Annotated in this window: 24 protein-coding genes and 1 pseudogene; 11 read left to right on the forward strand and 14 right to left on the reverse strand. The window is 62.1% G+C overall.

The window, feature by feature from the left end; genetic code table 11:
* The first annotated feature begins 28 nt into the window (after positions 1-28).
* The 4 genes and pseudogenes from ABNP46_RS18830 (at position 29) to ABNP46_RS18845 (ending at position 3,520) form a co-directional block, all read left to right on the forward strand.
* Positions 29-2,068 (forward strand): protein-disulfide reductase DsbD family protein, encoded by a 2,040-nt coding sequence (locus ABNP46_RS18830; protein WP_349919838.1) that lies wholly within the window; start codon positions 29-31, stop codon positions 2,066-2,068.
* Positions 2,069-2,078: 10 nt separating this feature from the next.
* On the forward strand, positions 2,079-2,816 hold the full coding sequence (locus tag ABNP46_RS18835; RefSeq protein ID WP_349919839.1) for a DsbA family protein: 738 nt from the start codon (positions 2,079-2,081) through the stop codon (positions 2,814-2,816).
* An 11-nt stretch (positions 2,817-2,827) separates the two neighbouring features.
* Positions 2,828-2,980, forward strand: a pseudogene (locus ABNP46_RS18840) (DsbA family protein); the annotation flags it as partial.
* Positions 2,981-2,983: 3 nt separating this feature from the next.
* Positions 2,984-3,520 (forward strand): protein disulfide oxidoreductase, encoded by a 537-nt coding sequence (locus ABNP46_RS18845; protein ID WP_349919842.1) that lies wholly within the window; start codon positions 2,984-2,986, stop codon positions 3,518-3,520.
* A gap of 90 nt (positions 3,521-3,610) precedes the next feature.
* On the opposite strand, the gene ABNP46_RS18850 is transcribed toward ABNP46_RS18845, so the two are convergent.
* Complete coding sequence (locus tag ABNP46_RS18850; RefSeq protein WP_349919843.1) at positions 3,611-4,021, reverse strand: EF-hand domain-containing protein; 411 nt, start codon at positions 4,019-4,021, stop codon at positions 3,611-3,613.
* Between the two features lie 312 nt (positions 4,022-4,333).
* On the opposite strand from ABNP46_RS18850, the gene atcJ reads away from it, so the two are divergent.
* The 6 genes from atcJ to ABNP46_RS18880 all read left to right on the forward strand — a co-directional run bounded on the left by atcJ (position 4,334) and on the right by ABNP46_RS18880 (position 7,839).
* On the forward strand, positions 4,334-4,618 hold the full coding sequence (gene atcJ, locus ABNP46_RS18855; RefSeq protein ID WP_349919844.1) for a cold adaptation protein ActJcold adaptation protein ActJ: 285 nt from the start codon (positions 4,334-4,336) through the stop codon (positions 4,616-4,618).
* 7 nt (positions 4,619-4,625) lie between these two features.
* On the forward strand, positions 4,626-5,156 hold the full coding sequence (atcA, locus tag ABNP46_RS18860; RefSeq protein ID WP_349919846.1) for a cold adaptation protein AtcA: 531 nt from the start codon (positions 4,626-4,628) through the stop codon (positions 5,154-5,156).
* Positions 5,157-5,169: 13 nt separating this feature from the next.
* Positions 5,170-5,937 carry a cold adaptation protein AtcB gene (atcB, locus tag ABNP46_RS18865; RefSeq protein WP_349919848.1) on the forward strand — a complete coding sequence of 256 codons (768 nt, stop codon included), beginning with the start codon at positions 5,170-5,172 and terminating at the stop codon, positions 5,935-5,937.
* An 11-nt stretch (positions 5,938-5,948) separates the two neighbouring features.
* On the forward strand, positions 5,949-6,851 hold the full coding sequence (atcC, locus tag ABNP46_RS18870; RefSeq protein WP_349919850.1) for a cold adaptation protein AtcC: 903 nt from the start codon (positions 5,949-5,951) through the stop codon (positions 6,849-6,851).
* A 178-nt stretch (positions 6,852-7,029) separates the two neighbouring features.
* Entirely contained in the window at positions 7,030-7,281 is a 252-nt protein-coding gene (locus ABNP46_RS18875) for a hypothetical protein (RefSeq protein WP_349922576.1), read from the forward strand.
* Positions 7,282-7,464: 183 nt separating this feature from the next.
* The gene (locus tag ABNP46_RS18880) at positions 7,465-7,839 is read left to right on the forward strand and encodes a hypothetical protein (RefSeq protein WP_349919852.1); all 375 of its coding nucleotides are present in this window, start codon (positions 7,465-7,467) and stop codon (positions 7,837-7,839) included.
* A gap of 467 nt (positions 7,840-8,306) precedes the next feature.
* On the opposite strand, the gene ABNP46_RS18885 is transcribed toward ABNP46_RS18880, so the two are convergent.
* The 12 genes from ABNP46_RS18885 to nudF form a co-directional block, all read right to left on the reverse strand.
* Positions 8,307-9,182: a hypothetical protein gene (locus ABNP46_RS18885; RefSeq protein WP_349919854.1), complete on the reverse strand. Its 876-nt coding sequence runs from the start codon at positions 9,180-9,182 to the stop codon at positions 8,307-8,309.
* A 47-nt stretch (positions 9,183-9,229) separates the two neighbouring features.
* A complete protein-coding gene (parC, locus tag ABNP46_RS18890) occupies positions 9,230-11,521 on the reverse strand; it encodes a DNA topoisomerase IV subunit A (RefSeq protein WP_349919856.1) in 2,292 nt (763 codons plus the stop codon).
* A 71-nt stretch (positions 11,522-11,592) separates the two neighbouring features.
* On the reverse strand, positions 11,593-13,491 hold the full coding sequence (gene parE / locus ABNP46_RS18895) for a DNA topoisomerase IV subunit B (RefSeq protein ID WP_349919858.1): 1,899 nt from the start codon (positions 13,489-13,491) through the stop codon (positions 11,593-11,595).
* Between the two features lie 116 nt (positions 13,492-13,607).
* The gene (locus ABNP46_RS18900) at positions 13,608-15,620 is read right to left on the reverse strand and encodes an FUSC family protein (RefSeq protein ID WP_349919859.1); all 2,013 of its coding nucleotides are present in this window, start codon (positions 15,618-15,620) and stop codon (positions 13,608-13,610) included.
* A gap of 1 nt (position 15,621) precedes the next feature.
* Positions 15,622-16,488 carry an HlyD family secretion protein gene (locus ABNP46_RS18905; protein WP_349919861.1) on the reverse strand — a complete coding sequence of 289 codons (867 nt, stop codon included), beginning with the start codon at positions 16,486-16,488 and terminating at the stop codon, positions 15,622-15,624.
* Positions 16,481-16,702: a DUF1656 domain-containing protein gene (locus ABNP46_RS18910; RefSeq protein WP_349919863.1), complete on the reverse strand. Its 222-nt coding sequence runs from the start codon at positions 16,700-16,702 to the stop codon at positions 16,481-16,483. The genes ABNP46_RS18905 and ABNP46_RS18910 overlap by 8 nt, the downstream gene beginning before the upstream one ends.
* A 109-nt stretch (positions 16,703-16,811) precedes the next feature.
* Positions 16,812-17,213 carry a GFA family protein gene (locus ABNP46_RS18915; RefSeq protein ID WP_349919865.1) on the reverse strand — a complete coding sequence of 134 codons (402 nt, stop codon included), beginning with the start codon at positions 17,211-17,213 and terminating at the stop codon, positions 16,812-16,814.
* Positions 17,214-17,245: 32 nt separating this feature from the next.
* On the reverse strand, positions 17,246-17,869 hold the full coding sequence (locus tag ABNP46_RS18920; RefSeq protein ID WP_349919867.1) for an NUDIX hydrolase: 624 nt from the start codon (positions 17,867-17,869) through the stop codon (positions 17,246-17,248).
* Between the two features lie 2 nt (positions 17,870-17,871).
* Entirely contained in the window at positions 17,872-18,459 is a 588-nt protein-coding gene (locus ABNP46_RS18925) for a YqiA/YcfP family alpha/beta fold hydrolase (protein WP_349919869.1), read from the reverse strand.
* 10 nt (positions 18,460-18,469) lie between these two features.
* Positions 18,470-19,288 (reverse strand): 3',5'-cyclic-AMP phosphodiesterase, encoded by an 819-nt coding sequence (gene cpdA, locus ABNP46_RS18930; protein WP_349919870.1) that lies wholly within the window; start codon positions 19,286-19,288, stop codon positions 18,470-18,472.
* A gap of 26 nt (positions 19,289-19,314) precedes the next feature.
* Positions 19,315-19,755: a DUF1249 domain-containing protein gene (locus ABNP46_RS18935; protein ID WP_349919871.1), complete on the reverse strand. Its 441-nt coding sequence runs from the start codon at positions 19,753-19,755 to the stop codon at positions 19,315-19,317.
* Between the two features lies 1 nt (position 19,756).
* Positions 19,757-20,398: an ADP-ribose diphosphatase gene (gene nudF / locus ABNP46_RS18940; RefSeq protein ID WP_349919872.1), complete on the reverse strand. Its 642-nt coding sequence runs from the start codon at positions 20,396-20,398 to the stop codon at positions 19,757-19,759.
* 312 nt (positions 20,399-20,710) lie between these two features.
* On the opposite strand from nudF, the gene tolC reads away from it, so the two are divergent.
* Positions 20,711-22,036: an outer membrane channel protein TolC gene (gene tolC / locus ABNP46_RS18945; RefSeq protein WP_349919873.1), complete on the forward strand. Its 1,326-nt coding sequence runs from the start codon at positions 20,711-20,713 to the stop codon at positions 22,034-22,036.
* A 126-nt stretch (positions 22,037-22,162) separates the two neighbouring features.
* Here tolC and hldE read toward each other — a convergent pair whose 3' ends face one another.
* Positions 22,163-23,590 carry a bifunctional D-glycero-beta-D-manno-heptose-7-phosphate kinase/D-glycero-beta-D-manno-heptose 1-phosphate adenylyltransferase HldE gene (hldE, locus tag ABNP46_RS18950; RefSeq protein WP_349919875.1) on the reverse strand — a complete coding sequence of 476 codons (1,428 nt, stop codon included), beginning with the start codon at positions 23,588-23,590 and terminating at the stop codon, positions 22,163-22,165.
* Between the last annotated feature and the right edge of the window lie 219 nt (positions 23,591-23,809).

Raw genomic sequence — 23,809 nt, forward strand, 5'->3', positions numbered from 1 at the left:
CGTCATTCATTTTTTGCGAGAGAACAAGATGTCAAAACTCCTCAAGACAACCCTGTTACTGGGCTGTCTGCTGTGGCAATCCACGGGATTGGCCAGCGACACGGGCTGGCTCACCAGCCCCCAGAACGATCACGCCAAGATCAGGCTGCAAGCCGATCGCAGCGACCCTGCCCAGACCCGGATCCTGCTCGATGTGGCGCTGGAAGCGGGCTGGAAAACCTACTGGCACAGCCCGGGTGAGGGGGGGATCGCCCCTCAGATCCTGTGGGACCAGCCGGTCAGCGACTTTCAGTGGCACTGGCCCACCCCCCGTCACTTCGAGGTGGCCGGGCTCAGCACCCAGGGCTACCAGCAGAGCGTCAGCTTCCCCCTCAGCCTGAGGGCCGATGCGGATCAGCCCCTCAAGGGCACCCTGCGCCTCTCCACCTGCAGCAACGTCTGCATCCTGACCGATTACCCCTTCACGCTCGATGCGGACGGCACGGCGCCCGCCGGTTTCGACTTCGCCTGGGCCAAGGTCATGAGCGCCCTGCCCCAACCCCTGCCCGCTGACACCCAGGTGAAGGTCGGCTATGGGCACAATCAGCTGCAGCTCCTGGCGGAGCGGGCTGATGGCTGGCAATCCCCTGCCCTCTTCATCGATGCCCTGGAAGGTGCCGAGTTCGGCAAACCCGAGCTGGCCGTGCAGGGCAATACCCTGACGGCCCGGGTGCCGGTCAGCGACGGCTGGCAGGGAGACGCCCCCGACTTGCGCGGCCAATCCCTCGGCCTGTTGCTCACCGACGGGGAACAGGCCTGGCAGACAAAGGCCGCCATCGGCGAGGCCCTCTCCCTGCCGGCGCCAGGCAGCTCCCTGCCCTGGCTGCTCGGCATCGCCCTGCTCGGCGGTCTCATCCTCAACCTGATGCCCTGCGTGCTGCCGGTGCTGGCGCTCAAGCTCGGCTCTGTGCTGCAACAGCAAACGCAACAACAGGGGACGATACGCAAGCAGTTCTTCGCCGCCAGCGCCGGCATCCTGGCCTCCTTCTGGTTGCTGGCCGCCATGAGCAGCCTGCTGCGCGCGACCCAGGGGGCGGTCGGCTGGGGCATCCAGTTCCAGAGCGCCGGTTTCATCGGCTTCATGGTGCTGGTGACGGCGCTGTTCTGCGCCAATCTGCTGGGCTTGTTCGAGATCCGTCTGCCGAGCGCCCTCAGCACCCGGCTCGCCACCAGCGGCGGCAACGGCCTCGGCGGCCACTTCCTGCAAGGGGGCTTTGCCACCCTGCTGGCCACCCCCTGCTCGGCCCCCTTCCTCGGCACCGCGGTCGCCTTCGCGCTGGCGGCGCCGCTCGGGGAACTCTGGCTCATCTTCACCGCCCTCGGGCTTGGCATGAGCCTGCCCTGGCTGCTGGTGGCGGCCCTGCCGCGCCTCGCACTCTGGCTGCCAAAGCCTGGCCGCTGGATGGGCCAGCTGCGTATCCTGCTCGGCCTGATGATGCTGGGCTCCAGCCTCTGGTTGCTGAGCCTGCTCGCCAACCACCTCGGCACCCTCACCACGGGCTGGCTGATGGTGGGCCTGTTGCTGGTGCTGCTGGCGGGCATCATCTGGCGTCATGGTATCCGCGGCTTCACGCTGGCCCTCTCCCTCTCGGCCCTGGTGGGGGGTGCCCTGCTGCTGGGCGGCGCCTTCAGCGCCCAGGGTGGCGCAACCGCCGATCGGGTCGCCTGGCAGCCTCTGTCTGAACAGGCTATCACTCAGGCATTGGCCCAGAACAAGCGGGTCTTCGTGGATGTCACCGCCGACTGGTGCGTGACCTGCAAGGCCAACAAATACAACGTCTTGCTGCGCGATGAGGTGCAGACCGCCCTCTCGGCCCCGGATGTGGTGGCCCTGCGCGGAGACTGGAGCAGGCCGAGCGACACCATTTCCGCCTTCTTGCGCAAGCGGGGGGCGGCCGCCGTGCCCTTCAACCAGATCTACGGCCCCGGCCTGCCGGAGGGAGAGACCCTCTCTCCCCTGCTGGACAAGGGCGACCTGCTCGACGTCTTGAACAAGGCCGGCCTCATCAAGCCCGCCACCCATTTCTGAGGAGAATCCCATGAAGCTGAACACCCTGACCCTGATCGCCGCCCTCTCCGCCAGCATGCTGGCCCCGGCCCTGCACGCCGCCCCCTTCACCCCGGAGCAGGAGGCGCGCATCAAGGAACTCATCCGCGAGACCCTGGTACAGAACCCCAAGATCCTCGACGAGGCGGCCGAATCCTGGGAGAAGCAGAATGCCGCGGCCCAGGAGGCCCAGCTCGGTGACTTCATCAAGGGCAATCAGGACGTGCTGTTCAACAGCGCCACCAGCCCGCGCCTGGGAGCCAAGAACCCCAAGCTGACCCTGGTACTGTTCACCGATTACAACTGCCCCTACTGCAAGCAGTTTGACCCCGAGGTGACCAAGCTGCTCAAGGCCTACCCGAACGATCTGGGGCTGGTGATCAAGCTGCTGCCGTTCAAGGGGCAGACCTCCGCCAAGGCGGCCCAGTACAGCCTGACCCTGTGGCAGCAGGATCCGGCCCGCTTCCTCCCCCTGCACGACAAACTGATGAGCAAGCAGGGCATGCTGACGGAGGCGGACATCAACAAGGCGCTGGCAGCCACCGGCAACGTGGCGCTCAAGCCTGATGCCAAGGCCAGCGAGGAGCTGCGCAGCAGCCTGCGCATCGGCACACTCCTGGGGGTGCAGGGCACGCCGGCGACCCTGATCGGCAATCAGCTGGTTCCGGGCGCCCTGCCCTATGACCAGCTCGAGCAGCTGGTCAAGGCCGAACTGGCCAAGCGGACATGAGGAGGCCATCGATGGAACTGCGACCACACAGACTGCGCATCAGCACACTCCTGGGGGTGCAGGGCACCCCGGCGACCCTGATCGGCAATCAGCTGGTACCGGGCGCCCTGCCCTATGAACAGCTCGAGCAGCTGGTCAAAGCCGAACTGGCCAAGCGGAGCTAAGCCATGGTCGACAACGTGCGCCCCAAACCGCCACGCTGGCGACGTTGGGGCAAAGAGGCGCTCTGGCTGTTGCTGATGGCGTTGATCGTCTCTACCCTGCTGGATCTGTGGCGCAGCCCCAGCCTGCCGGACGGGGCCATGCAAGCCCCTATCACCCTGCAGGATGGTACCCGCACCGATCTCGCCACCCTGAGCCAGGGCCAGCCCCTGCTGGTCTACTACTGGGCCAGCTGGTGCGGGGTGTGCCGCTTCACCACCCCGGTGGTGGAGCAGCTATGGCAGGAGGGCGGCAACGTGCTGACGGTGGCGCTGCGCTCCGGCAACGACGGCCAGTTGCAACAGGGCATGGGCAAGAAGGGACTCGGCTTTCCCACCCATAACGATGAGCAGGGCAATCTCGCCGCCCGGTGGCAGGTCGGGGTCACCCCGACCTTCCTCATCGTTCGGGACGGGGAGCTGGTGAGCAGCACCACGGGCTGGAGCAGCCGCTGGGGGCTCAAGCTGCGGCTCTGGTGGGCCAGCTGGTCGCTCCCCGCCTGATCCTGCAATGAGAAAGCCCGGTCGCAGGACCGGGCTCTTTTATCTGACGGCAAACGCTCACCGGATGGCGGGCTCTTCGCGGCGGATCCGCTATTGCGCGGCATCCATGACCCGCTTCTCCAGATTGGCCTTGATCTCGGCCCGCTCGGACTCCCCAATCACCCCGTCCCCGTTCTTGTCCAGACGCGCGAACAGCTTCTCCTGACGGGCCATGAACTGCGCCTTGCTGGTGTCCCGTCTCGGTTTGAGCTGCGCCATCCGGTCCGGCACCGGCTTGCCCGCCTGCTTCATCACCCCCTCTATCTTGGCCAGGGCGGCCTCCTTCTCGGCGACGGAGATCACGCCATCCCCGTTCTTGTCCTGCTGGGCGAAGCGCTGCTCGGCCCGCTCCATGAACTGGGCCTTGGTGATATCGCCCATCAAGGGAGTGGAGGGCAAGGCATCGGTGGCAAAGGCAACGCTGCTGCAGAGCGCGAGGGCGAGAAGACAAGGTTTGAACATGGCGATGATTCCTTATGCTGACCCGACAGGCCGGGCCCTGAATAATGAGACTCAAACCAAGCGCCAGCCAGGCACCCGGTACCGCAGTTGGGCAACGGGGCGGACAAAGAGTTCCGGCCGCCATCCCTTCTGCCATTGTAGCCCCGCCACCGAGTCCCATTCCCCCATCACTTTTTGCGCAAGAGCGCCGCACGCTCGTGGCAGTAGTGTCGGCTTTCCGTTAAAATGGCGAGTTTTTACCACGCCTGGTTCCCCAAGCCCCTCCGGCGCCAGCCTTGTGACTCTGATGATGCCAGTGATGCAGGATCTGCCATGAACAACTACTTTCGGGTGCTGGGCGTCAAGTCCAACGCCAGCGAAAACGACATCAAGAAAGCCTATCGACGGCTCTCGAACCAGTTCCACCCCGACAAGCTGATTGGGGCGAGTGAAGAAGAGAAAGAGCAGGCCGCCATCCGGCTGCATCAGGTGAAGAAGGCCTACGAAGTGCTTTCAGACCCCAAGGCCCGCGCCGCTTTCATCAAAGATTTCAACAACGTCATCGTGACCGATCCCGCTGCTGCCATGCAGGAGATGTGGGACCAATTTTACCCCTGAGGCTGATATGCAAAAAAAATGGGACCAGGCGCGGCTCAAGGCGCTGCAAAGCGATGCCGGCGAAAACATCGAATCCTACCGGGATCAGGATCAGCCCAAGGCGCTGGAACAGTTCACCGGCAAGATGAAGGCCCTGTTGCTGGCGGATATCAGCATGCTGGAGTTCATGCCCGAATACCTGCCGCTGGCCCTCTATGGCCGGGTGCAGTTCCCCCCCAAGGCCAAGCTGGAGTGGGCCAAGTGGCTCGCGAGCGGCGTCCAGCCCGACTGGGATGCGTTCAAGGTGTCGGTGGCGTTCAACAACGCAGACCTCCCCCTGGTCAAGGCCGTGCGTGCCCAGAGCGAGGATCAGCTCATCGAGGCCTGTGCCGTGCTCTATCTGCTGGACAACCCGCAGCCCCGCGGTGGCCGTCATGCCGATGACGACTATGAACTGCGGGACGAAGATGACGAGGACGGGGAAGATGCCGACGCCGATTATCATGGCGGCGATGGCGAGGAAGACGATCAAGACATGTACGACGAAGTACGTTTCTAACTTGAGGCAGAGCATGAGCAACAGTCTGATAGAAATTACCGCCATCGAGATCAAGGAACTGGCGGTGATCGAGCCAAAACAGGCCAGCGAGAAGTTCGAACTGATCGCCAAGACCATGTCTGACGAGCAGTTGGCCGAAGTCATTGAAAATATTGATATCGTTACCCTGACCCAGATCAACGGCCAGCACGACATCTCCTTCCCGTCCATCATCTCCGAGCTGATGACCCCGGAGCGGATCCGCGACATCGTCTGCCAGCAGCCCCTCTACTGGGAAGAGGCCATCAAGAACAATGCCGACGAGCTGCAGCAGCACACCTTCGATTTTCTCAACTACCTGATCCGCACCCAGGACAGCGAGGCCAAGCAGCGGGAGATCCTCGAGTGCATCGCCGAGGATCCCGCCGGCCTCTTCTACCTCGCCATCCCCTTCATCGAGTTCTACCGGGGCGATCGCTATGAGGATGACGAAGGCTATGGGGACGTGCTGCACGCCGAAGAGGAGGATCTCGAGGAATCCCTGCGCTACAGCGAGCGCCAGCAGGCCGAGGGCACCCACGACTACTCCCTGGATGACCCGAGAAGCCTGTTGATGCTCATTCGCGAGCAGGCCCCCGAGGTGGAGAAAGCCATCAAGGCCCTGCTGCGCAGCGAAACCTCCTCCTGGGATGGCATCATCAACAAGTTCGCCGCCGAACTGGTGATGCAGGCCAAGGAGAAGAACAAGGTCGAGGAAGACGAGTACGGCGACGTCGACGACATGTTCAGCTTCCTGGATTGAGGTAGAGACCCATGCAACTCGTCATTCGTGAAGCCAATGAAGGCCCCTTCCTCAGCCAGGTGCTGCGCTTCGGGCGCGACAACGAACGCTTGAGTCAGCAGCAGCTCGCCGCCATCAAGGGCAAGGCGGTGCTGATGAGCCTGAAATTCGCCGACAAGTACTACAACAAGTACAAGATGCACCTGCTCGAACAAGCCGCCCATGACGTCATCGGCGTGGTGAGCCTGGGGCTGCAGGAGCTCTCCGGGCGGGATCCGGCCAAGGCGCTGGCCCTGCTGCAGGCACCGGAAGGGCCCATCAAGCCGTTCCAGAAGGGCTGGTCCATGCTCATCACCGTCAGCCCCAAGCAGGCAGGCAACAGCCTCTACGGGGACGTGGATGCGCGGCTCTTGGACAAGATCTCGAGCCCGCCGGACGTGGAGGAGTGGCAAGGCTGGCAGGAGTACGAGAAGGCTCTGGCCGAGCACAACAAGTCCCGGCTGATGGGGCTGCTGGACGGCCACTTCTTCGCCTATGACAACGATCACCCCACCATGGAAGACAAGCTGGCGGAGGCCCTGCTCTATCGCATCCTGTGCGGCAAGGGCAGTGGCGCCGCCCCGCTCAAGGTGAAGCAGGATCTCAAGCGTCGGCTGGCGCGGGATATCGTGCTGCAAGATGCCTGGCTGGAGCAGGATTATATCGCCGCCCAGCTGGCACTGCTGCTGGCCGAGCTGCCCGCCGACATGGCCGATGCCCTGCGCCAGGAGCTGAGCCCGGGCTTCGTGTCCAATCTGCTGCACACCCTGAACTTCGTGCGCCAGTATCAGCAGTTGCAGCAGGAGAACGCCTCGCCGGAGAAGCTCGACAACATGGAGATGCGCGCCGGTCTCAAACACCCCCTGCTTGGCTGGCCCCTCTACCACGACTTCTAGGGATGCCCTCCTTGCCCCAGGACCCCATCACGCCCGGCTCGCCGGGCGTGATGCTATCCAGCCTCGGCCAAACTACCCCCTAAGCGTCATAGGCCTGCGGTTTGTCAGGGTTATAATGGCTCCTTTCCACCGGCAGCAGGGGCCAGCCATGAGCAGAAAACCCGACCGCATCACCGCCATGCAGCAGATCATCGACGCCGTGAAGGCAGAGTTCCCACTCTACCAGCCGGACACCTTCAAATGTGGCCCCGACAACACCTGCATCGGCTGCCCCAAGAAGCTGATGGAGCTGGTGGATACGGATCTTTGCTACTGGCAATACCAGATCGATCGCGGCATCCCGCCGACCTTCGATGAGCTCTACAGCTTCGGCAAGATGTGCAAGAACATCCGCCGGGCCCTGGTGCGCAATGGCCGCCTCCCCGCCTGACGCTTTATAAACAACTGCCTTATGGTGATTTCACAGATCGTTTCAGCTATCGGGGTGAGGAATTCCCTGATGGGATAAGGCAGAGACGATAATGTGAAATAAAACAGGCCGATCTCGGGTCTAGGTTCAAGGGCCCTCAAGCGGCTCACGCTATGCTCATCTCTCAATTCAGGAGGACACGCCATGACTCAGGAAAGGATCCAGACCCGCTACCCCTTGGGCGGCCCCTTCGCTACCCAAAGCGCACTCAAGCAGGCCATCAGCCAGGCCATCGAGACCCACAAGCAAGACTTCTTCCCCCTGCTGGAGCGGCTGGTGGATGTGGGAGATACCCGGGTCAACCTCAGTCAGGAGAACCCGCTGCGGGTGCTCAGCATCGAGCTCGCTGATGATGGAGCTGGGGGTATCGCCCAACTCAACTACGAGTCCAACTTCGCCGAGAGCTGCCTGATTATCAACGAATACGACCAGCACCAGACCAGCCTGGCCTTTAGCCTCGACGGGGACGAGCTTGTCTTCGACGTCGAGCTGCCGATTGCGTGGAATTTCAATAACTGAGATTCAGGGGGGGATGCCGCTTGGTTGCTACATGACCAGCCAGCTCCCCTCACCCTGGCCCTCTCCCAAGGGGAGAGGGAATAAACCCGTGCCAGCCTAGTGCCCTAGCGGTCTTCATCCAAGACACGTATCACCAAGCTCCCCTCTTCTGCCGCCGCCAGCTAGTAGGCTGCGGCCTGTGCCCCCTTCTCCCCTTGCGGGAGAAGGGCTGGGAATGAGGAGAAGAGCAAGTCATCTCAACGAAACAAGCGACCAGCATAAAAAATTGAATCAAGTAGGATCGATTAGCAAAGCGTAATCGGCCACACCGCAAACTCGTGGCTATGGGTATAGAGAGCAGATGAATTACCAACAGAATGGCGGTAACCTGTTTTCGCGATCGTCTGATTACACTTCGCTAATCAAACCTACGGCACTGTTGGCATCTAAAAAACCGGTCCAATGGCTTAATTTAAAAATACCTATAGTTATATTTCCTTTGTTTCTATCCCACGCCCCCTATAAAAGAAGTATGTTCCTGAAAAACCTAATAGCCTCAGCAAGTACTCAGAAACTATATCTTTACATTCAGAGTACAAAAAATGTATGTCTTGTCCCTCTCTTGAGGTTATGCCTTCATGGACAAGATTATTACGCTCTTCCATTAGCTGGTCAGGTAACACCATGCCGACCTCTGATAACATTCTAGAAATAAGCTCATTTGCTGGAATTCTTACCCTCCGAGTCTTATATAAGAACCAGCTACCATTGAACGGATAGCCATCATTCTTAGCAAAGGTGAATTTCAAACACTCAAGCAATGTATAAGCAAGCGATAGCTTAACCTCCAACTGGAGCTTCTTAGCATCCATCGTAGTAAAGTAATCAATGACTATATTTAGTCGGCGGGAGAAATATAACTCATCAAATCTTTCCCAGCAGGTTTCGATAAATACTCGAATACTCGAGCCATTGACAGTACTAAGTGGTGATGGACTATTAGGATACACCGCTTGCACGGACATCGTTTTGCCTACCGATGGTGCGATGATTGACTGCTCTATATATGAATAAAAGGTCACTTGTGAATTCAATGCGAATGACAGCATGAACGCTAATTTTTTCATACTCTCTTCTAAGTGGAGAATACTTGTGACATTTTTTACCAAAGCGAAGGAGGTGTCTACGAATTGGAATGCATTTTTACTTAGTGATGATGCATTGAATTCTGGATGCTGCACCCACTCAATCTCATATCCAAATGCGTGGAAATTCAGCCTATCCCGACGCCATGAACCATTGCTGCAATCACTTATATTTTCACCAATAAAAACTGCATTTGCAAAACGGCACAGTATGTTCATACATATTCCATATAAATGAAGGGCGCTTTCGCGCCCTTCATTAATTATTACCCTTCCTGATTTTCCCCGGCTACCGGCTCACCGGCGGCAGGTTCAATCTCGATTCTGTCCACCCGCTGCAAGCCGCGGGGTAGCTTGGCGCCGCGGCGGCCGCGCTCGCCGCGGTAGTAGTCGAGATCGGACGGTTTCAAGGTCAGCTTGCGCTTGCCGGCGAACAGGGTCACCGACTGGCCTTGCGGTATGACGGCCGCCATCACCACGAACTCCTCCCGCGCCTTCACGCGAGCGGATGGGATGCTGATGAGTTTGTTGCCCTTGCCCTTGCCGAGCACCGGCAGGGTGTTGAGCGGGAACAGCAGCATGCGGCCCTCGTTGGAGATGGCCATGCAGAGATCCGTCTCCGGCGAGCCAATCTTCTGGGGCGCCATCACCAGGCCCCCTTCCGGCACGCTGAGCAGCGCCTTGCCGTTCTTGTTCTTGCCGATAAGGTCGTCGTAGTGGCACACAAACCCATAACCGGCATCGGAGCAGATCAGGTACGGCTCACCCTCGTTACCCATCACCAGATGGCGCACCTCCTCGCCGGCGCCCAGCGCGAAGCGGCCGGTAAGCGGCTCACCCTGGCTGCGGGCGGAGGGCAGGGTGTGGGCCTCCAGCGCATAGGTTCTTCCTAAGGTCGAGAGGAACACCGCTTGCTGGTTGCTGCGCCCGAAGGCGTGGGCGAGATAGCTGTCCCCCGCCTTGTAGGAGAGCCCCTCCACATCCACGTCATGGCCCTTGGCGGCGCGCACCCAGCCCTTGTCGGAGAGGATGACGGTGACCGGCTCGCTCGGGGTCAGCTCTTTTTCGGTGAGCGCCACCGCGGTGGCGCGCTCCACCAGCGGGGTGCGGCGATCGTCGCCATACTTCTCGGCGTCCGCCAGCAGCTCTTTCTTGAGCAGAGTGTTGAGGCGACGCTCGGAGCCCAGGATGAGTTCCAGCTTGTCACGCTCCTCGGCCAGCTCGCTTTGCTCGGCGCGCAGCTTGAACTCTTCCAGCTTGGCCAGATGGCGCAGTTTCAGCTCGAGGATGGCTTCTGCCTGGGTCTCGCTGATGTTGAATCGCTCCACCATCACCTTGCCCGGCTCATCCTCGGTGCGGATGATCTCGATCACCTCGTCGATGTTGAGGTAGGCAATCAGCAAGCCTTCGAGGATATGCAGGCGGGCCAGCACCTTGTCCAGGCGGAACTGCAGGCGGCGGCGTACCGTCTCGCGGCGGAACGTGATCCACTCGGAGAGGATCATCTTGAGATCTTTCACCTGCGGGCGGTTATCGAGCCCCAGGATGTTGAGGTTGACCCGGTAGTTCTTCTCCAGGTCCGTGGTGGCGAACAGGTGGGCCATCAGCCCCTCCACGTCCACCCGGTTGGAGCGGGGGATGATCACCAGACGGGTCGGGTTCTCATGGTCCGACTCATCTCGCAGGTCGGTGACCATGGGCAGCTTCTTGGCCACCATCTGGGCGGCGATCTGCTCCATGATCTTGGCGCCGGAGGCCTGATGGGGCAGCGCCGTGATGACGATGTCCCCATCCTCCTCGCTCCACACCGCCCGCTGCTTGATGGAGCCCTTGCCGGTCTCGTAGATTTTGCGGATGTCGTCGCGAGGGGTGATGATCTCGGCGTTGGTCGGGTAGTCCGGCCCTTGAATATGCTGCATCAGCACATCCAGACCGGCGTTTGGGTTGTCCAGCAGCTCCGCGCAAGCATAAGCCACTTCCCGTGCGTTGTGGGGCGGGATATCCGTCGCCATCCCCACCGCGATGCCGGTCACCCCGTTGAGCAGGATGTGGGGCAGACGGGCCGGCAGCACCACGGGCTCCTTCATGGTGCCGTCGAAGTTCGGGGTCCACTCCACCGTCCCCTGGCCGAGCTCGGAGAGCAGCAGCTCGGAGAAACGCGACAGCCGCGCCTCGGTATAACGCATGGCGGCGAAGGATTTGGGATCGTCCGGCGCCCCCCAGTTGCCCTGACCGTCCACCAGCGGGTAGCGGTAGGAGAAGGGCTGGGCCATCAGCACCATGGCTTCATAACAGGCGCTGTCGCCGTGGGGATGGTACTTACCCAGCACGTCACCCACGGTACGGGCGGACTTCTTGTGCTTGGACAGAGCCGACAGCCCCAGCTCGCTCATGGCGTAGATGATGCGCCGCTGCACGGGTTTGAGGCCATCGCCGATGTGTGGCAGGGCCCGATCCATGATGACGTACATGGAGTAGTTCAAGTAAGCCTGTTCGGTAAAGGTGCGCATCGGCTGACGCTCTACCCCATCCAGACTGAGCTCGATAGCATCACTCATAGGTTTTTCTCATGCTAGTGTGCGCCCTCGGGGGGCACACCTGATATGCGGATCGGCAAATGACCGATGGCTTAGATGATGGCAAGGTTGCCCTTCTCTTCCAGCCACTCGCGGCGATCGGAGGCGCGCTTCTTGGCCAGCAGCATGTCCATCAGTTGCAGGGTCTCGTCCCCCTCTTCTCCCCCGTCATCCATGGTGAGCTGCACCAGACGGCGAGTGTTGGGATCCATGGTGGTTTCCCGCAGCTGCTTGGGGTTCATCTCGCCCAGGCCCTTGAATCGGGTCACCATCACCTTGCCCTTCTTCTTCTCCGCCTCGACCCGCTGCAGCACGCCGTTCTTCTCGTCCTCGTCGAGGGCATAGAAGACCTCCTTGCCGATGTCGATGCGATAGAGCGGCGGCATGGCGACGTAGACGTGGCCCTGCTTGACCAGGGTGCGGAAGTGCTTCACGAACAGGGCACAGAGCAAGGTGGCGATGTGCAGACCGTCCGAGTCCGCATCCGCTAGGATGCACACCTTGCCGTAGCGCAGGCCGGAGAGATCGTCCGAATCCGGATCCAGACCGATGGCCACCGAGATGTCGTGCACCTCCTGGGAGGCGAGCACCTGACCGGCCTCCACTTCCCAGGTGTTCAGGATCTTGCCGCGCAGCGGCATGATGGCCTGGAATTCCCGATCCCGCGCCTGCTTGGCACTGCCGCCCGCGGAGTCACCCTCCACCAGGAACAACTCCCCTTGCATGGGATCGGCGCAGCCACAGTCGGTGAGCTTGCCGGGCAGGGCCGGGCCCTGGGTTATCTTCTTGCGCACCACCGTCTTGGCGGCCCGCATCCGGCGCTGGGCGCTGGCGATGCAGAGATCCGCCAGCTGCTCCGCCAGCTCGGTGTTGCTGTTCAAGTAAAGGCTGAAGGCATCCTTCACCACCCCGGAGACAAAGGCCGAGCTCTGGCGCGACGACAGTCGTTCCTTGGTCTGACCGGCGAACTGCGGATCCTGCATCTTGATGGAGAGGATGTAGGCACAGCGATCCCAGATGTCTTCCGGAGTGAGCTTGACCCCGCGCGGCAACAGGTTTCGGAACTCGCAGAACTCGCGCATGGCGTCCAGCAGCCCCTGGCGCAGACCGTTGACGTGGGTGCCGCCGAGCGCGGTGGGAATGAGGTTCACATAGGATTCGGCGAGGCATTCGCCCCCCTCCGGCAGCCAACACAGGGCCCAGTCCACCGCGGACTGCTCGGTGCTGAAGGTGCCGACGAAGGGCTGCTCCGGCAGACAGGTGAACTGCTTGACCGCATCGACCAGGTAATCCTTGAGGCCATCCTCGTAGCACCACTCCAGCTTGATGCCGGTGTTCTTGTCCAGGAACTTGATGGTGAGGCCGGGGCAGAGCACGGCTTTGGCTTTAAGCAGGTGCTCGAGCTTGGAGACCGAGAAGCGGGGCGAGTCGAAATAGCTCGCCTGGGGCCAGAAGCGCACCCGGGTGCCGGTGTTGCGGCGCCCGCAGGTGCCCGTGATGGTCAGCTCCTGCACCTTGTCGCCGCGCTCGAAGGCGATGTCATAGACCTGGCCGTCCCGGCGCACCGTCACCTCGACCCGATCGGACAGGGCGTTCACTACCGAGATGCCCACCCCGTGCAGACCGCCGGAGAACTGGTAGTTCTTGTTGGAGAACTTGCCCCCCGCGTGCAGCTTGCAGAGGATGAGCTCGACCCCGCTGACCCCTTCCTCCGGGTGGATGTCCACCGGCATGCCACGGCCGTCATCGATCACCTCGAGGGACTGATCCTCGTGCAGGATCACCTCCAGATTGCGGGCATGTCCCGCCAGCGCCTCGTCGACGCTGTTGTCGATGACCTCCTGGCCGAGGTGGTTGGGCCGGGTGGTGTCGGTGTACATGCCGGGGCGACGACGCACTGGTTCGAGGCCATTGAGAACCTCGATGGCATCCGCATTGTATTGAGTAGACATGGAGGGCCTTGCGAATTGACGTTTGGGGAGAATCTTACTCGCTGAGCGGGGCTGGGACAAACTCGTCTGTGGCAAAGGGTGATCCAGAGGGGCCAAGTCACCCCGACTGGCGGGATTCAGCGGGCTTCGGGGGTGCCAGGCAGCGCCAATTGCAGTTGGGATAGCGAGCACTGCAACCGCCACACCAGCCCCGCCAGTGCCTGGGCCGTCGGTTCGGGATTGGCGGCCAGCCCCTGACTGATGCGCCCCAGTTCGGTCAGGGTGCGCGTCAGGGCATCATGCTGCACCCCGCCGGCATCCAGTATCCCCTTGAGGGAGCGAAGGCAGCCGTCCCGCACCAGGTAGAGCGCCGGATCCCGGCTCTGCCACTGGCGCAGTTGCCAGACGATGTGGCTGCAGTTGAGCAGCACCACGCCCCAGCGCAGCCCCCAGATCCTGGCGCCCTGATCCGTCCCCTGACCGAGCTGGCCGATGAGGTGATAGATCCTGGACTCGAACTCGGGTTCGCTCTGGTGCGGGCGGGATCTGAGCTGATCCATGAAATCGAGCCGCAGGCGGCGGATGAGGCGCCGGCTCTTGCGAGAGTCCGAGCTGGGTCTGAGGATCTGGAACGCCAGCCCCGCCACCATGACTCCCAGCACCTTGGCGATGCTGTCGTTGACGAAGCCCTGATAGTCGTAGCTCGGCGGATTGGTGATGGCGAGGAAGGAGCCACAGAGCACGATGAGCTGGCCCCAGAGCGCCGCCGAGGCGGGCCGCTGCAGCTTGAGCATCTGCATGGTCACCAGCGCGGGGAACAGCAGGGAGCAGAAGACCCAAAAGTCGTCGATCTGGATCATCAGGCCGAACTTGATGGCAAAGCAGGCGAGGCTCAGCAGCAGGATGGCATTGAGCATATTGCTCACCCCCTTCAGGGGCGCGGCACCCGATGAGTAGAGCACGCAGCAGATGGAGAGCATGGTCAGCGCCGCCGCCCCCGACTCCCACTGGGTGCCTATCCAGAAGGCGCAGCCCAGCACCACGCTGGCGAAGGTGCGCAGACCGTTGTAGGCCGCCTCCAGGCTGTCGGTATGGCTGGCGAGCGACGTATAGCGCGGCGGCGTCGGCCACTCCTGCCCTTCATAGCTCGCCAGTCGGCGAAGCCAGCGCTGACACTCCAGATAGGTCCAGCAGAAGACCCGCAGCCGCCGCCAGAAGGTCTGCAGCCGATAGTCGCCGGAACCCACAGCCAGGGGGGCCAGCAGGCGGGCGATGCGCACCTTGTCGCAATCGGGATCGCTCAGGGCATTGAGCACCTCGGCGAGCAGCGGCTGCAGTTGTGCCTCCTGTTCCGGCAGGTTGTGCAGCATGCGGCGCTGGCCCGAGAGCAGGCTGACCATGCGCAGCTGGCGGTGCAGCAGGAAGTTGAGCAGCTTGTTGTGGCGCCTGAGCCTGTGGTGGCTCCAGACCGCCTGGATGCGCAGCAGGTTCAGGGTCAGGATCTGGCCTATCACCCCCTCGTGGGCACTGCGCACGTCGGCGCTCGCCTCCCCCAGCCAGAGCAGTCTGGCGTGTTCCAGCAGCCGGGCCTGGCTGCGCTGCAGGGAGGCCAGCAGGGTCTCGCCGTCCGAGGTACTCGGCAGGATCATCATCATCAGACCGCCACAGAGGATGCCGGTGATCACCTCGCTCACCCGCGCCTGGGCGATGTCGAAGATATGGCGGGGATCATCCACGTTGACGCAGGCGAAGGCGATGATGGCCGCCGTGTAGCCCGCCAGGGCGAAGGCGTAGGAGACGTTGTTCTGATAGTGGTTGGAGACGTAGGTGCAGAGTCCGAGCCAGAGCGCGATGAGGAAGGTGAAGAGCCAGGGATCGGCAAGGCCCAGACCGGTCAGCATCACGGCGGCCATGGCGCCGATGAGACTGCCCACCACCCGTCCCAGACTCTTGCTGATGACGCCGCCGACGGTGGGAAAGCTCACCACGGCGGCGGAGGTCATGGCCCAGTAAGGGGAATCCAGCTCCAGCACGAAGGCCAGCCAGAGCGACAGGCACATGGCCAGGCTGTTGCGCAGGGCGTAGCGCCACTGCCCCTCATTGGCCTGACCCCAGGGGGTGCGCCGCCAGAGGGATGCCCCGGCGTTCATCTTACCCTCCTATGGTGATGGTGCAGGTGGTGCCCGCGATGAGCGCCAGATCGGACGGCACCTCCAGCAAGCGGATGCGCACCGGCACCCGCTGGGCCAGGCGCACCCAGGGCACGTTAGGCTTGACGTCGAGCAGCAGGCTGTCGCTCCCCTCCACGCTCTGATCGTGAATGGCGCGCCCTATGCTCTCCACCTCTCCCTTGAGCGCCAGCTCACCGCTGTAGAGCACTATCTGTGCCGGTTTGCCCGGCTGGATGTGCCTGAGCTTGGTCTCCTCGAAGTAGCCCTGCACATAGAAGGAGTGGATGTCCACCAGGGCCACCAGGGGCACCCCGGCACTGGCATAGTTGCCGACCCGGGTCTGCAGGTTGGTGATGTAGCCATCGCTCGAGGCCTTGATGGTGGTCTGGGTGAGGGACCACCTGGCCTGCTTCAGATCCGCCTCGGCCACCTGATAGGCCGCCCGCATCGCCTGGGCGTTGAGACGCGCCTCATCCACCGCCTCGGCGGAGATGACGGTGCGAGACAGGCTCTGGCGACGGTTCGCCTCGTGTTCGGCCTTGTCGAGATCCGACTTGGCCTTGGCGAGCGCCGCGCTGGCGTTGTCCAGGGCGATGCGGTAGGGCACGGGATCCAGGTTGAACAGTACCTCCCCCGCCTTCACCAGCTGGTTGTCCCGCACCGGAATGCTGACGATCTTGCCCGACACCTCGGGAGTGATGCTGACCAGCTCGGCCCGCACCTTGCCATCCCGGGTCCAGGGCCCCTGCATGTAGTAGTTCCACAGCCACCAGCCCGCCGCCAGCGCCAGGGCGCACACCAGCAGGGTGGAGAAGTATTTGAGGGTCGCGAGGGGAGATTTAGCCATGAAGCAGGATCCAGAACGCGCCGCTGACGGCGAGGATGAAGAGGGAGAGATCCATCAGCAGGGGGTGCCATACCTCGCCGCCGTAGAGCCAGTCCCGCAGCAGATGATGAACCGGCAACCAGCCGAGCAGACCGAGCAGCACCGCCTTGAACAGGGGCGGCAGATAGAGCGAGGCGCCCAGAATGAGATCGGGCAGGGCTGAGGCGATCGGCAATGGCGGCTCCCTGTGGATGGAGAAAGAGCGGAAAACACCCGCCTTGGGCAGGCCAACCAAGGGTAACACAGCCCCCGGAGGCGCTACAGAAGCAGATGAAGCCTTCTTGTCAGCCCTTTCTGTCCGCCGGATGGTTGACCCCGTCTCGCACGGGCACGTCACCGAGATCAAACGGATTGACCCCCTCGAGACAGGCGAGGTTGTAGCCGTACTCGGCCGGGTTGGAGCGACGCTGATGATGGGTGTAGATACCGCAGATGCCGCAGAAATAGTGCTTGGCGGTGCGGGTATTGAACTGGTAGCAGCGCAGCTCCGCCTCCCCCTGCAGGATGCGTATGCCCGCGAGCGGCACCGACGCGACTATGGCCCCGCGCCGCCGACAGAGGGAGCAGTCGCAGCGGCGGGGATCCACCACCCCGTCCGGCAGGCTGAGCTCCAGTACCAGCGCCCCGCAGTGGCAGCTGGCCCTGTGTTTAGCCTGGATGAGGGTGTTGCCGATTTGCTTGATCATGGGGCCTCCTTGCCAGCCGATGTCACAAAGCGTCAGTCGAACAGTGTCTCCACTCGCCCCTCTCGCACCCGCTCATGCAGGCTGTGCAGCTGGCTCTCCACCACCCGGTGGCGGGAGAGCTCGGGTAGCTGGTCGATGGGGAAGTAGCCGGCGCCCTGGGTCTCGTCGGTCTGGGTCAGCAGCTCGCCCCCCGTTACCTCGCACAGAAAGAAGGCCTTGTGGGCGTGGGGCAGCTGGGGCGGATGGGGATGTTTGTGCTTGTCGAACAGGGCCAGCAGGCGCACCGCACGGCACTGAAGGCCCGTCTCCTCCACCAGTTCCCGCACCACGGCCTGCGAGGGGGAGTCGCCGATATCGCACCAGCCCCCCGGCAGGGTCCAGCAGCCGTCGCTGCGTTCCTGCACCAGCAGGAGGTGGCCGACCTCATTCACGATGAAGGCCCGCACATCCAGCTTGGGGGTGGGGTAGCCGCTGTCCAGCGCAATCCACTGGGCGATGGCCTCAGGATCCAGTTCGCTCTGGCTGGCGATGAGGGTCGCCGCAGCGTTTCGCAGCGCCTCGAAGCGGCCGATGTCGAAGGGATCCTTGGAGTAGGTGAGCCTGGCCTGGGCCGTGGCCAGCACCTGTTCGAGAAAGGCGGCCAACGGCGCTTGCATGGCTAGAGCCCGAGGAAGCGAATGATCTGGGCGGGATAGCGCTCGAAGCCGACGAAGGCATGGTTACCGCCGCACTCCAGGGAGAGACGGGCGAAGCGGTACTCCTCCAGCGCCTTGCGATAGTCGAGCACCTCGTCCTCCTGCTGTTGCAGGATCCAGAGCCGCTCGGGGGCGCTCACCCTCACCGCCAGCGCACGCAGCTCGTCCATGTGGGCGGGCAGCAACTCATAGCGTTCATCGGTGTAGGGGTTGGTCTGGGGACCGAGATAGTCTTGCAAGAGCTCATGGGGACGCACCGCCGGATTGATCAGCGCGGCGCGGCAGCCATGCAGCTTACTCACTCTGGTCGCCATGAAGCCACCGAGGGAGCTGCCTACGGCACCGAGTCGCAGTCCGTCACCATGGCGAGCCTTGAGGGTCGCTATCTGCTGTTCGATAGCTGCCCAGGCCGCCGCCGGGGTGTTGGGCTGGGCCGGGATCACCACCTGGATATCCGGCCTGTTCGTCGCCACCCAGGCCGCCATCTGCTGTGCCTTGGCGGATCCCGGCGACGAGTTGAAGCCGTGCAGATAGAGCAGGACTGATTTCATGCCGTTTCCCTCAGTAACCGGTGGCGTTGGGGTCTGGCACGAACTGTCCCATGGGCAGACGCCACACCTGGCTATCCAGCCGACCATCCGGATACAGGGTCATATAGCGCCAGCCCGGGCCGGATTCATCCAGTGCGAACCCATCGGAAAGCGGCTTGAACTGGATGCAGGTGGAGGGACTGGCGATGAGCCTCACCCCGCGGTGCATCTCGTCAAATTCCTGATGGACGTGACCAAACAGTATGGTCTTCTGCTGCGGGTGACGGGCCAGCACGGCGAACAGCTCGTCGGCGTTCTTGAGGTTGTGCTGATCCAGCCAGGCGCAACCCACCGGCACCGCCTGATGGTGCAGGGCGATGAGGGCGTGACGGTCGGGGTACTGGCGCAGGGCGCGATCCAGCGCCGCCAGCTGGTGATCGCCGAGCAGGCCGTGGGGTTTGCCGCGAACCTGGGTGTCGAGCAGTATGATCTGCCAGTGGTCCCCCACCAGCTGCTTGGCCTCGCTGATCCCGGCGGCATGCAACTGCTCCGTCATCAGCGGGCCGTCGTCATGATTGCCGGGCAGCCAGTAGATGGGGCGAGCCAGGGGCGCCATCATGGAAGCAAAACGCTGATAGGACTCGGGGCTGTGATCCTGGGAGAGATCCCCGGTCGCGAGCACCAGATCGAATGGATGTGCATTGTCCTTCACCCGTGTCAGCACGGCATCCAGACTCTCGGCGGTGCGCACAGCCAGCAGTCGTCCTTCGGCACTGGCGAAAAGATGGGTATCGGTAATCTGTAACAGACGCACGTTTCCGTCCGGCGCCTGAGGTAGCTCTGTTTCCAAAATCACGCTTCTTTTTATGAGTTCAACTAGAGGATGTTAATCAAGCTGGTGCCATGTTTGAGACAAAACTTCAGCCATTCGGCCAGAAACAGATTTACCTGCTCCTTTTCATCCCTGTGGTGCATTTTTTGATTGGGATAATCATAACGTGGTTGCAACATTGAAATCTGTTGCGCGGCACACACTTCCGCCATGCGCACATCATGATACAAACGAATCTCGATACGAGCCTGCAAGTAGCTCGGCAACTCGGGATTATCCTGGGTCAGGATCACCTGGCTGGTGAAACGGCTGTCATCGCTGACGGTCAGCCTGAACTGCAGGCCGTTTCCCACCTGATAACGGCGCTCGTCCCCCACGGTACCACCCGGTGGCAGCAGCTTCATCAAGGCCATGTAGTTCACCTCGCAGGTACGCTGCAAGGACATCAGGTCAGGCACATGGCGCTTGGCGAGGAGTACGGACATCTCAGCGCCCCGCCAGCCAGCGCGTCTGCAGCTCACCATGATTGAGCGCCAACCATTGCAGGGCGATGACGGAGGCGGCGTTGTCGATGCGCCCCTCTTTCAGCCAGGCGTAGGCCTGCTCGCGGCTCACCACGTGCACCCGGATGTCTTCCCCCTCTTCCGCCAGACCGTGGATCCCGGCGGCCTGACTGGCGTCAACTTCCCCCACATAGACCTCGATCCGCTCGGTGCTGCCCCCGGGGCTAACCAGATAGCTGATGGCATGCTCACAGCGCCCCACCTCGAGGCCCGCCTCTTCCACCGCCTCCCGACGCACCACGGCCTCCGGGGTCTCCCCTTCGTCGATGATGCCGGCCACCAGTTCCAGCAGCCAGGGGGTGGTGCCTGTCTCCATGGCGCCGATGCGGAACTGCTCCACCAACACTATCTGGTCACGCACCGGATCATAGGGCAGCAAGGCTGCGGCATGGCCCCGTTCGAACAGCTCGCGGACGATGGGCTCGTTCCAGCCACCGGCAAATAATCTGTGCTGCAGGCGATAGACGTTCACCTTGAAGAATCCGTTATATCCGGATGATTTTTCGATGATTTTCACATCACTACCCGAGTAGTGACGGGTTTGTGGCAAGGTTTGCTGCGACATACGACACTCCTGCCAGCTTGACTTGGCGAGGTTTGACCATAATATTCGAGAACATGAATGAACGTTCATTCACTCATTCTCGCTGGCGATAGGGGATGGATTTTAGCAGCCACAGGGTATTTGGCTAGGCACGCAGCCCAGAAAATCCCCCCGAAACCTTGACATTACCGCTGCTGGAAAAGAGACAGTTCGCATTCAAATTTGCTTATAGTAGAGTGGTTAAGCTGAAATCAAGCTTGCTCGGTGACAATCTCTCCTCCCTCTTCATCCAGCGGACAGCTTTGGGTTGATACATAAGGTCAAAACTATCATATGAAAAGAACACTCTTGTCAGTCATGGTGATGCTGGGTGTGAGCAGCGCTGCTCATGCCGAAAACCTGCTCGATATTTACCAACAGGCCCAGGTCAAGGATACCCAGCTGCTGGAGTCCAAAGCGAGACGAGACCAGGCCTTCGAGAAGATCAATGAATCCCGCGCAGCCCTGTTGCCACAGATCAACCTGGGTGCCGGTCTGAACTATCTGCAGAACAAGAACGACACCCAGACCAACACCGGAGCCAACGGTTCCCTCACCCTGGATCAATCCATCTATCGCCGCAGCAACTGGGTCAATCTGGATCTCACCGAGAAGAGCGCCACCCAATCCGACGTGGGCTACAACCTCGAAATTCAAAACCTGATGCTGCGTACCTCCCAGGCTTACTTCGATGTGTTGAAGGCCATGGACACCCTGGAATTTGTACGCGCCAACAAGGTCGCGGTCGAGCGTCAGCTCGAACAGACCCAGCAGCGCTTCGAAGTGGGCCTGACCGCCATCACCGACGTGCATGAAGCCGAGGCCGAGCGCGATCAGGCGCTGGCAGACGAGATCAATGCCGAGAACACCCTGGACAACAGCTACGAGAGCCTGCGTGAGCTGACCGGCATCGATCACCGCCAGCTGGATGTGCTGAACACCGATCGCTTCGCTCCGCAGAAGACGCCGTTCAACTCCGACAAGTGGCTGGAGCTGGCGCTGGACAAGAACCTGGAGCTGCACAGTGCCCGCATCGGCAAGGACATCGCCAAGGAGCAGATAGATCTGGCCAAGACCGGTCATGAGCCGACCCTGGATCTGGGCGCCGGTCTCAGCGCCGGTTACAACGACTACAAGGACGAGATCCGCAACCCCGAGAGCAACAGCAATCAGGGCAACGTGGGCTTGACCTTCAATCTGCCGCTCTATACCGGCGGGGCCACCACCTCCCAGGTCAAACAGGCGCAGTTCAACTACGTGGCCGCCAGCGAGCAGCTCGAGCGCAGCTTCCGTTCGGTACAGAGCACGGTGCGCTCTTCCTACAACAACGTGAACGCCAGCATCGGCTCGGTCCGCGCCTACAGCCAGTCCGTCATCTCCGCCGACAGTGCCCTGAAGGCGACCGAAGCCGGTTACGAAGTGGGGACCCGCACCATAGTCGACGTGCTGGACTCCACCCGCAAGCTGTACGAAGCCAAACAGAAGCTCTCCGAGGCGCGCTACAACTACATCCTCAGCATCCTCTCCCTCAAGCAGGCCGCCGGTACGCTGGAGCAGAAGGATCTGGAAGACGTGAACCAGGGCCTGATGCCCGCCCCTCAGGTCACCAAGAAGTCCTGATCCGGTTTCACGCCATGCAAAAGGCGACCAGTAAGGTCGCCTTTTTGTTGCCTACCCCCTTCATCAGGGCGGACGGACACCATCAAAAAACCCGGCCTCGGCCGGGTTTTTCATGACATATCAACCTTAGCCGCGTTCGCGAATGGTCTTGATGATGTCGCTGGTGGAGCAGCCGTCCTCGAAGTTCAGCACTCGCACCTCGCCGCCGTTGGCGGTCACTTCGGCGTAGCCGGCAATCTCTTCGGGCTTGTAGTCACCGCCCTTGACCAGCAGATCCGGCAGGATCTCGGCGATCAGCCGCTGGGGAGTGTCTTCGCCAAAGGGCACGACCCAGTCCACGGCACCGAGTGCCGCCAGCACCGTCATGCGGCGCTCGGTCGGGTTGACCGGGCGACCCGGTCCCTTCAGGCGACGCACCGAGTCATCGGTATTGACCGCGACGATCAGGCGATCCCCGAGCTTGCCAGCGTTGGCCAGGTAGGAGACATGACCCGCATGCAGGATGTCGAAGCAGCCGTTGGTCATCACCACCTTCTCGCCCCGCAGGCGGGCAGCCTGCACGGCCACCTTCAACTGAGCCTCGGACATGACGCCGAAGCCGGTTTCGTGCTCGGTGTAGAGCGCATTGGCGAGCTCGACCGGGCTGACGGTGGAGGTACCCAGCTTGCCGACCACGATGCCGGCGGCGGTGTTGGCCAGGGCACAGGCCTCGTCCAGACTCTTGCCGGCGGCAAGGGAGGTCGCCAGGGTAGAGATGACGGTATCGCCGGCACCGGTCACGTCATAGACCTCGTGCGCCTGGGCAGGCAGGTGCAGCTCGGGCTGACCTTCGCGGATCAGGGTCATGCCGTTCTCGGAGCGTGTCACCAGCAGGGCCGCCAGCTCGAAGCGCTTGACCAGCTCCAGCCCCTTGGCGACCAGCTCGGCCTCGTTCTTCACCTTGCCCACCACGGCCTCGAATTCGGACATGTTGGGGGTCAGCAGGGTGGCGCCACGGTACTTCTCGAAATCCGTCCCCTTGGGGTCCACCAGCACGGGGATGCCGACGGCGCGGGCGCGGGCAATCATGCCGGGTACGTCGTTCAGGGCGCCCTTGCCATAGTCGGAGAGGATCATCACGTCCGCCCGGGGCAGCGCCTGCTCGACCTTGTTCATCAGCAGGGAGGCGTCCACGTCGTGGAAGGCCTCTTCGAAGTCCAGACGCAGCAGTTGCTGGTTGCGCGACAGCACCCGCAGCTTGGTGATGGTCGGATAGTCCGCCAGACGAACGAAATCACAGGCGACCTTGACCCCGGCCATCTGGCTCGCCAGGGCATCGGCCGGCTCATCCTGACCGGTCAGTCCCAGCAGCACGGCGTGGGCACCGAGCGCGGCCGAGTTCAGGGCCACGTTGGCGGCGCCACCCGGGCGCTCCTCGATGTGTTCGACCTTGACCACGGGCACCGGCGCCTCGGGGGAGATCCGGCCGGTGGGGCCGTGCCAATAGCGGTCCAACATGACATCGCCAACGACCAGGACGCGGGCTTTTTCAAACTCGGGCAGGGTGATCTTCATCTGTATCGGCTCTCAAAACCTGAAAAATTCAGTCCCGGATTTTATCACACTCTTTTCCCTGGCGTGAAAAAAGCGCGGTAACCCCAGCGGTGGCGGCCCTTCCCCGTCGTTTGACCCCTCTGACCAGATGCGGCGATTCGCACCCGCCCCCCCTTTTCGGATAGAATCCTCAGATTGCGCTTAACACCGTTCGCACGGGGCCAGTGCCGCGAGGCCCTC

The sequence above is a fragment of the Aeromonas veronii genome (assembly GCF_040215105.1).
In the GTDB taxonomy this organism is placed as follows: Bacteria; Pseudomonadota; Gammaproteobacteria; order Enterobacterales; family Aeromonadaceae; genus Aeromonas; species Aeromonas veronii_G.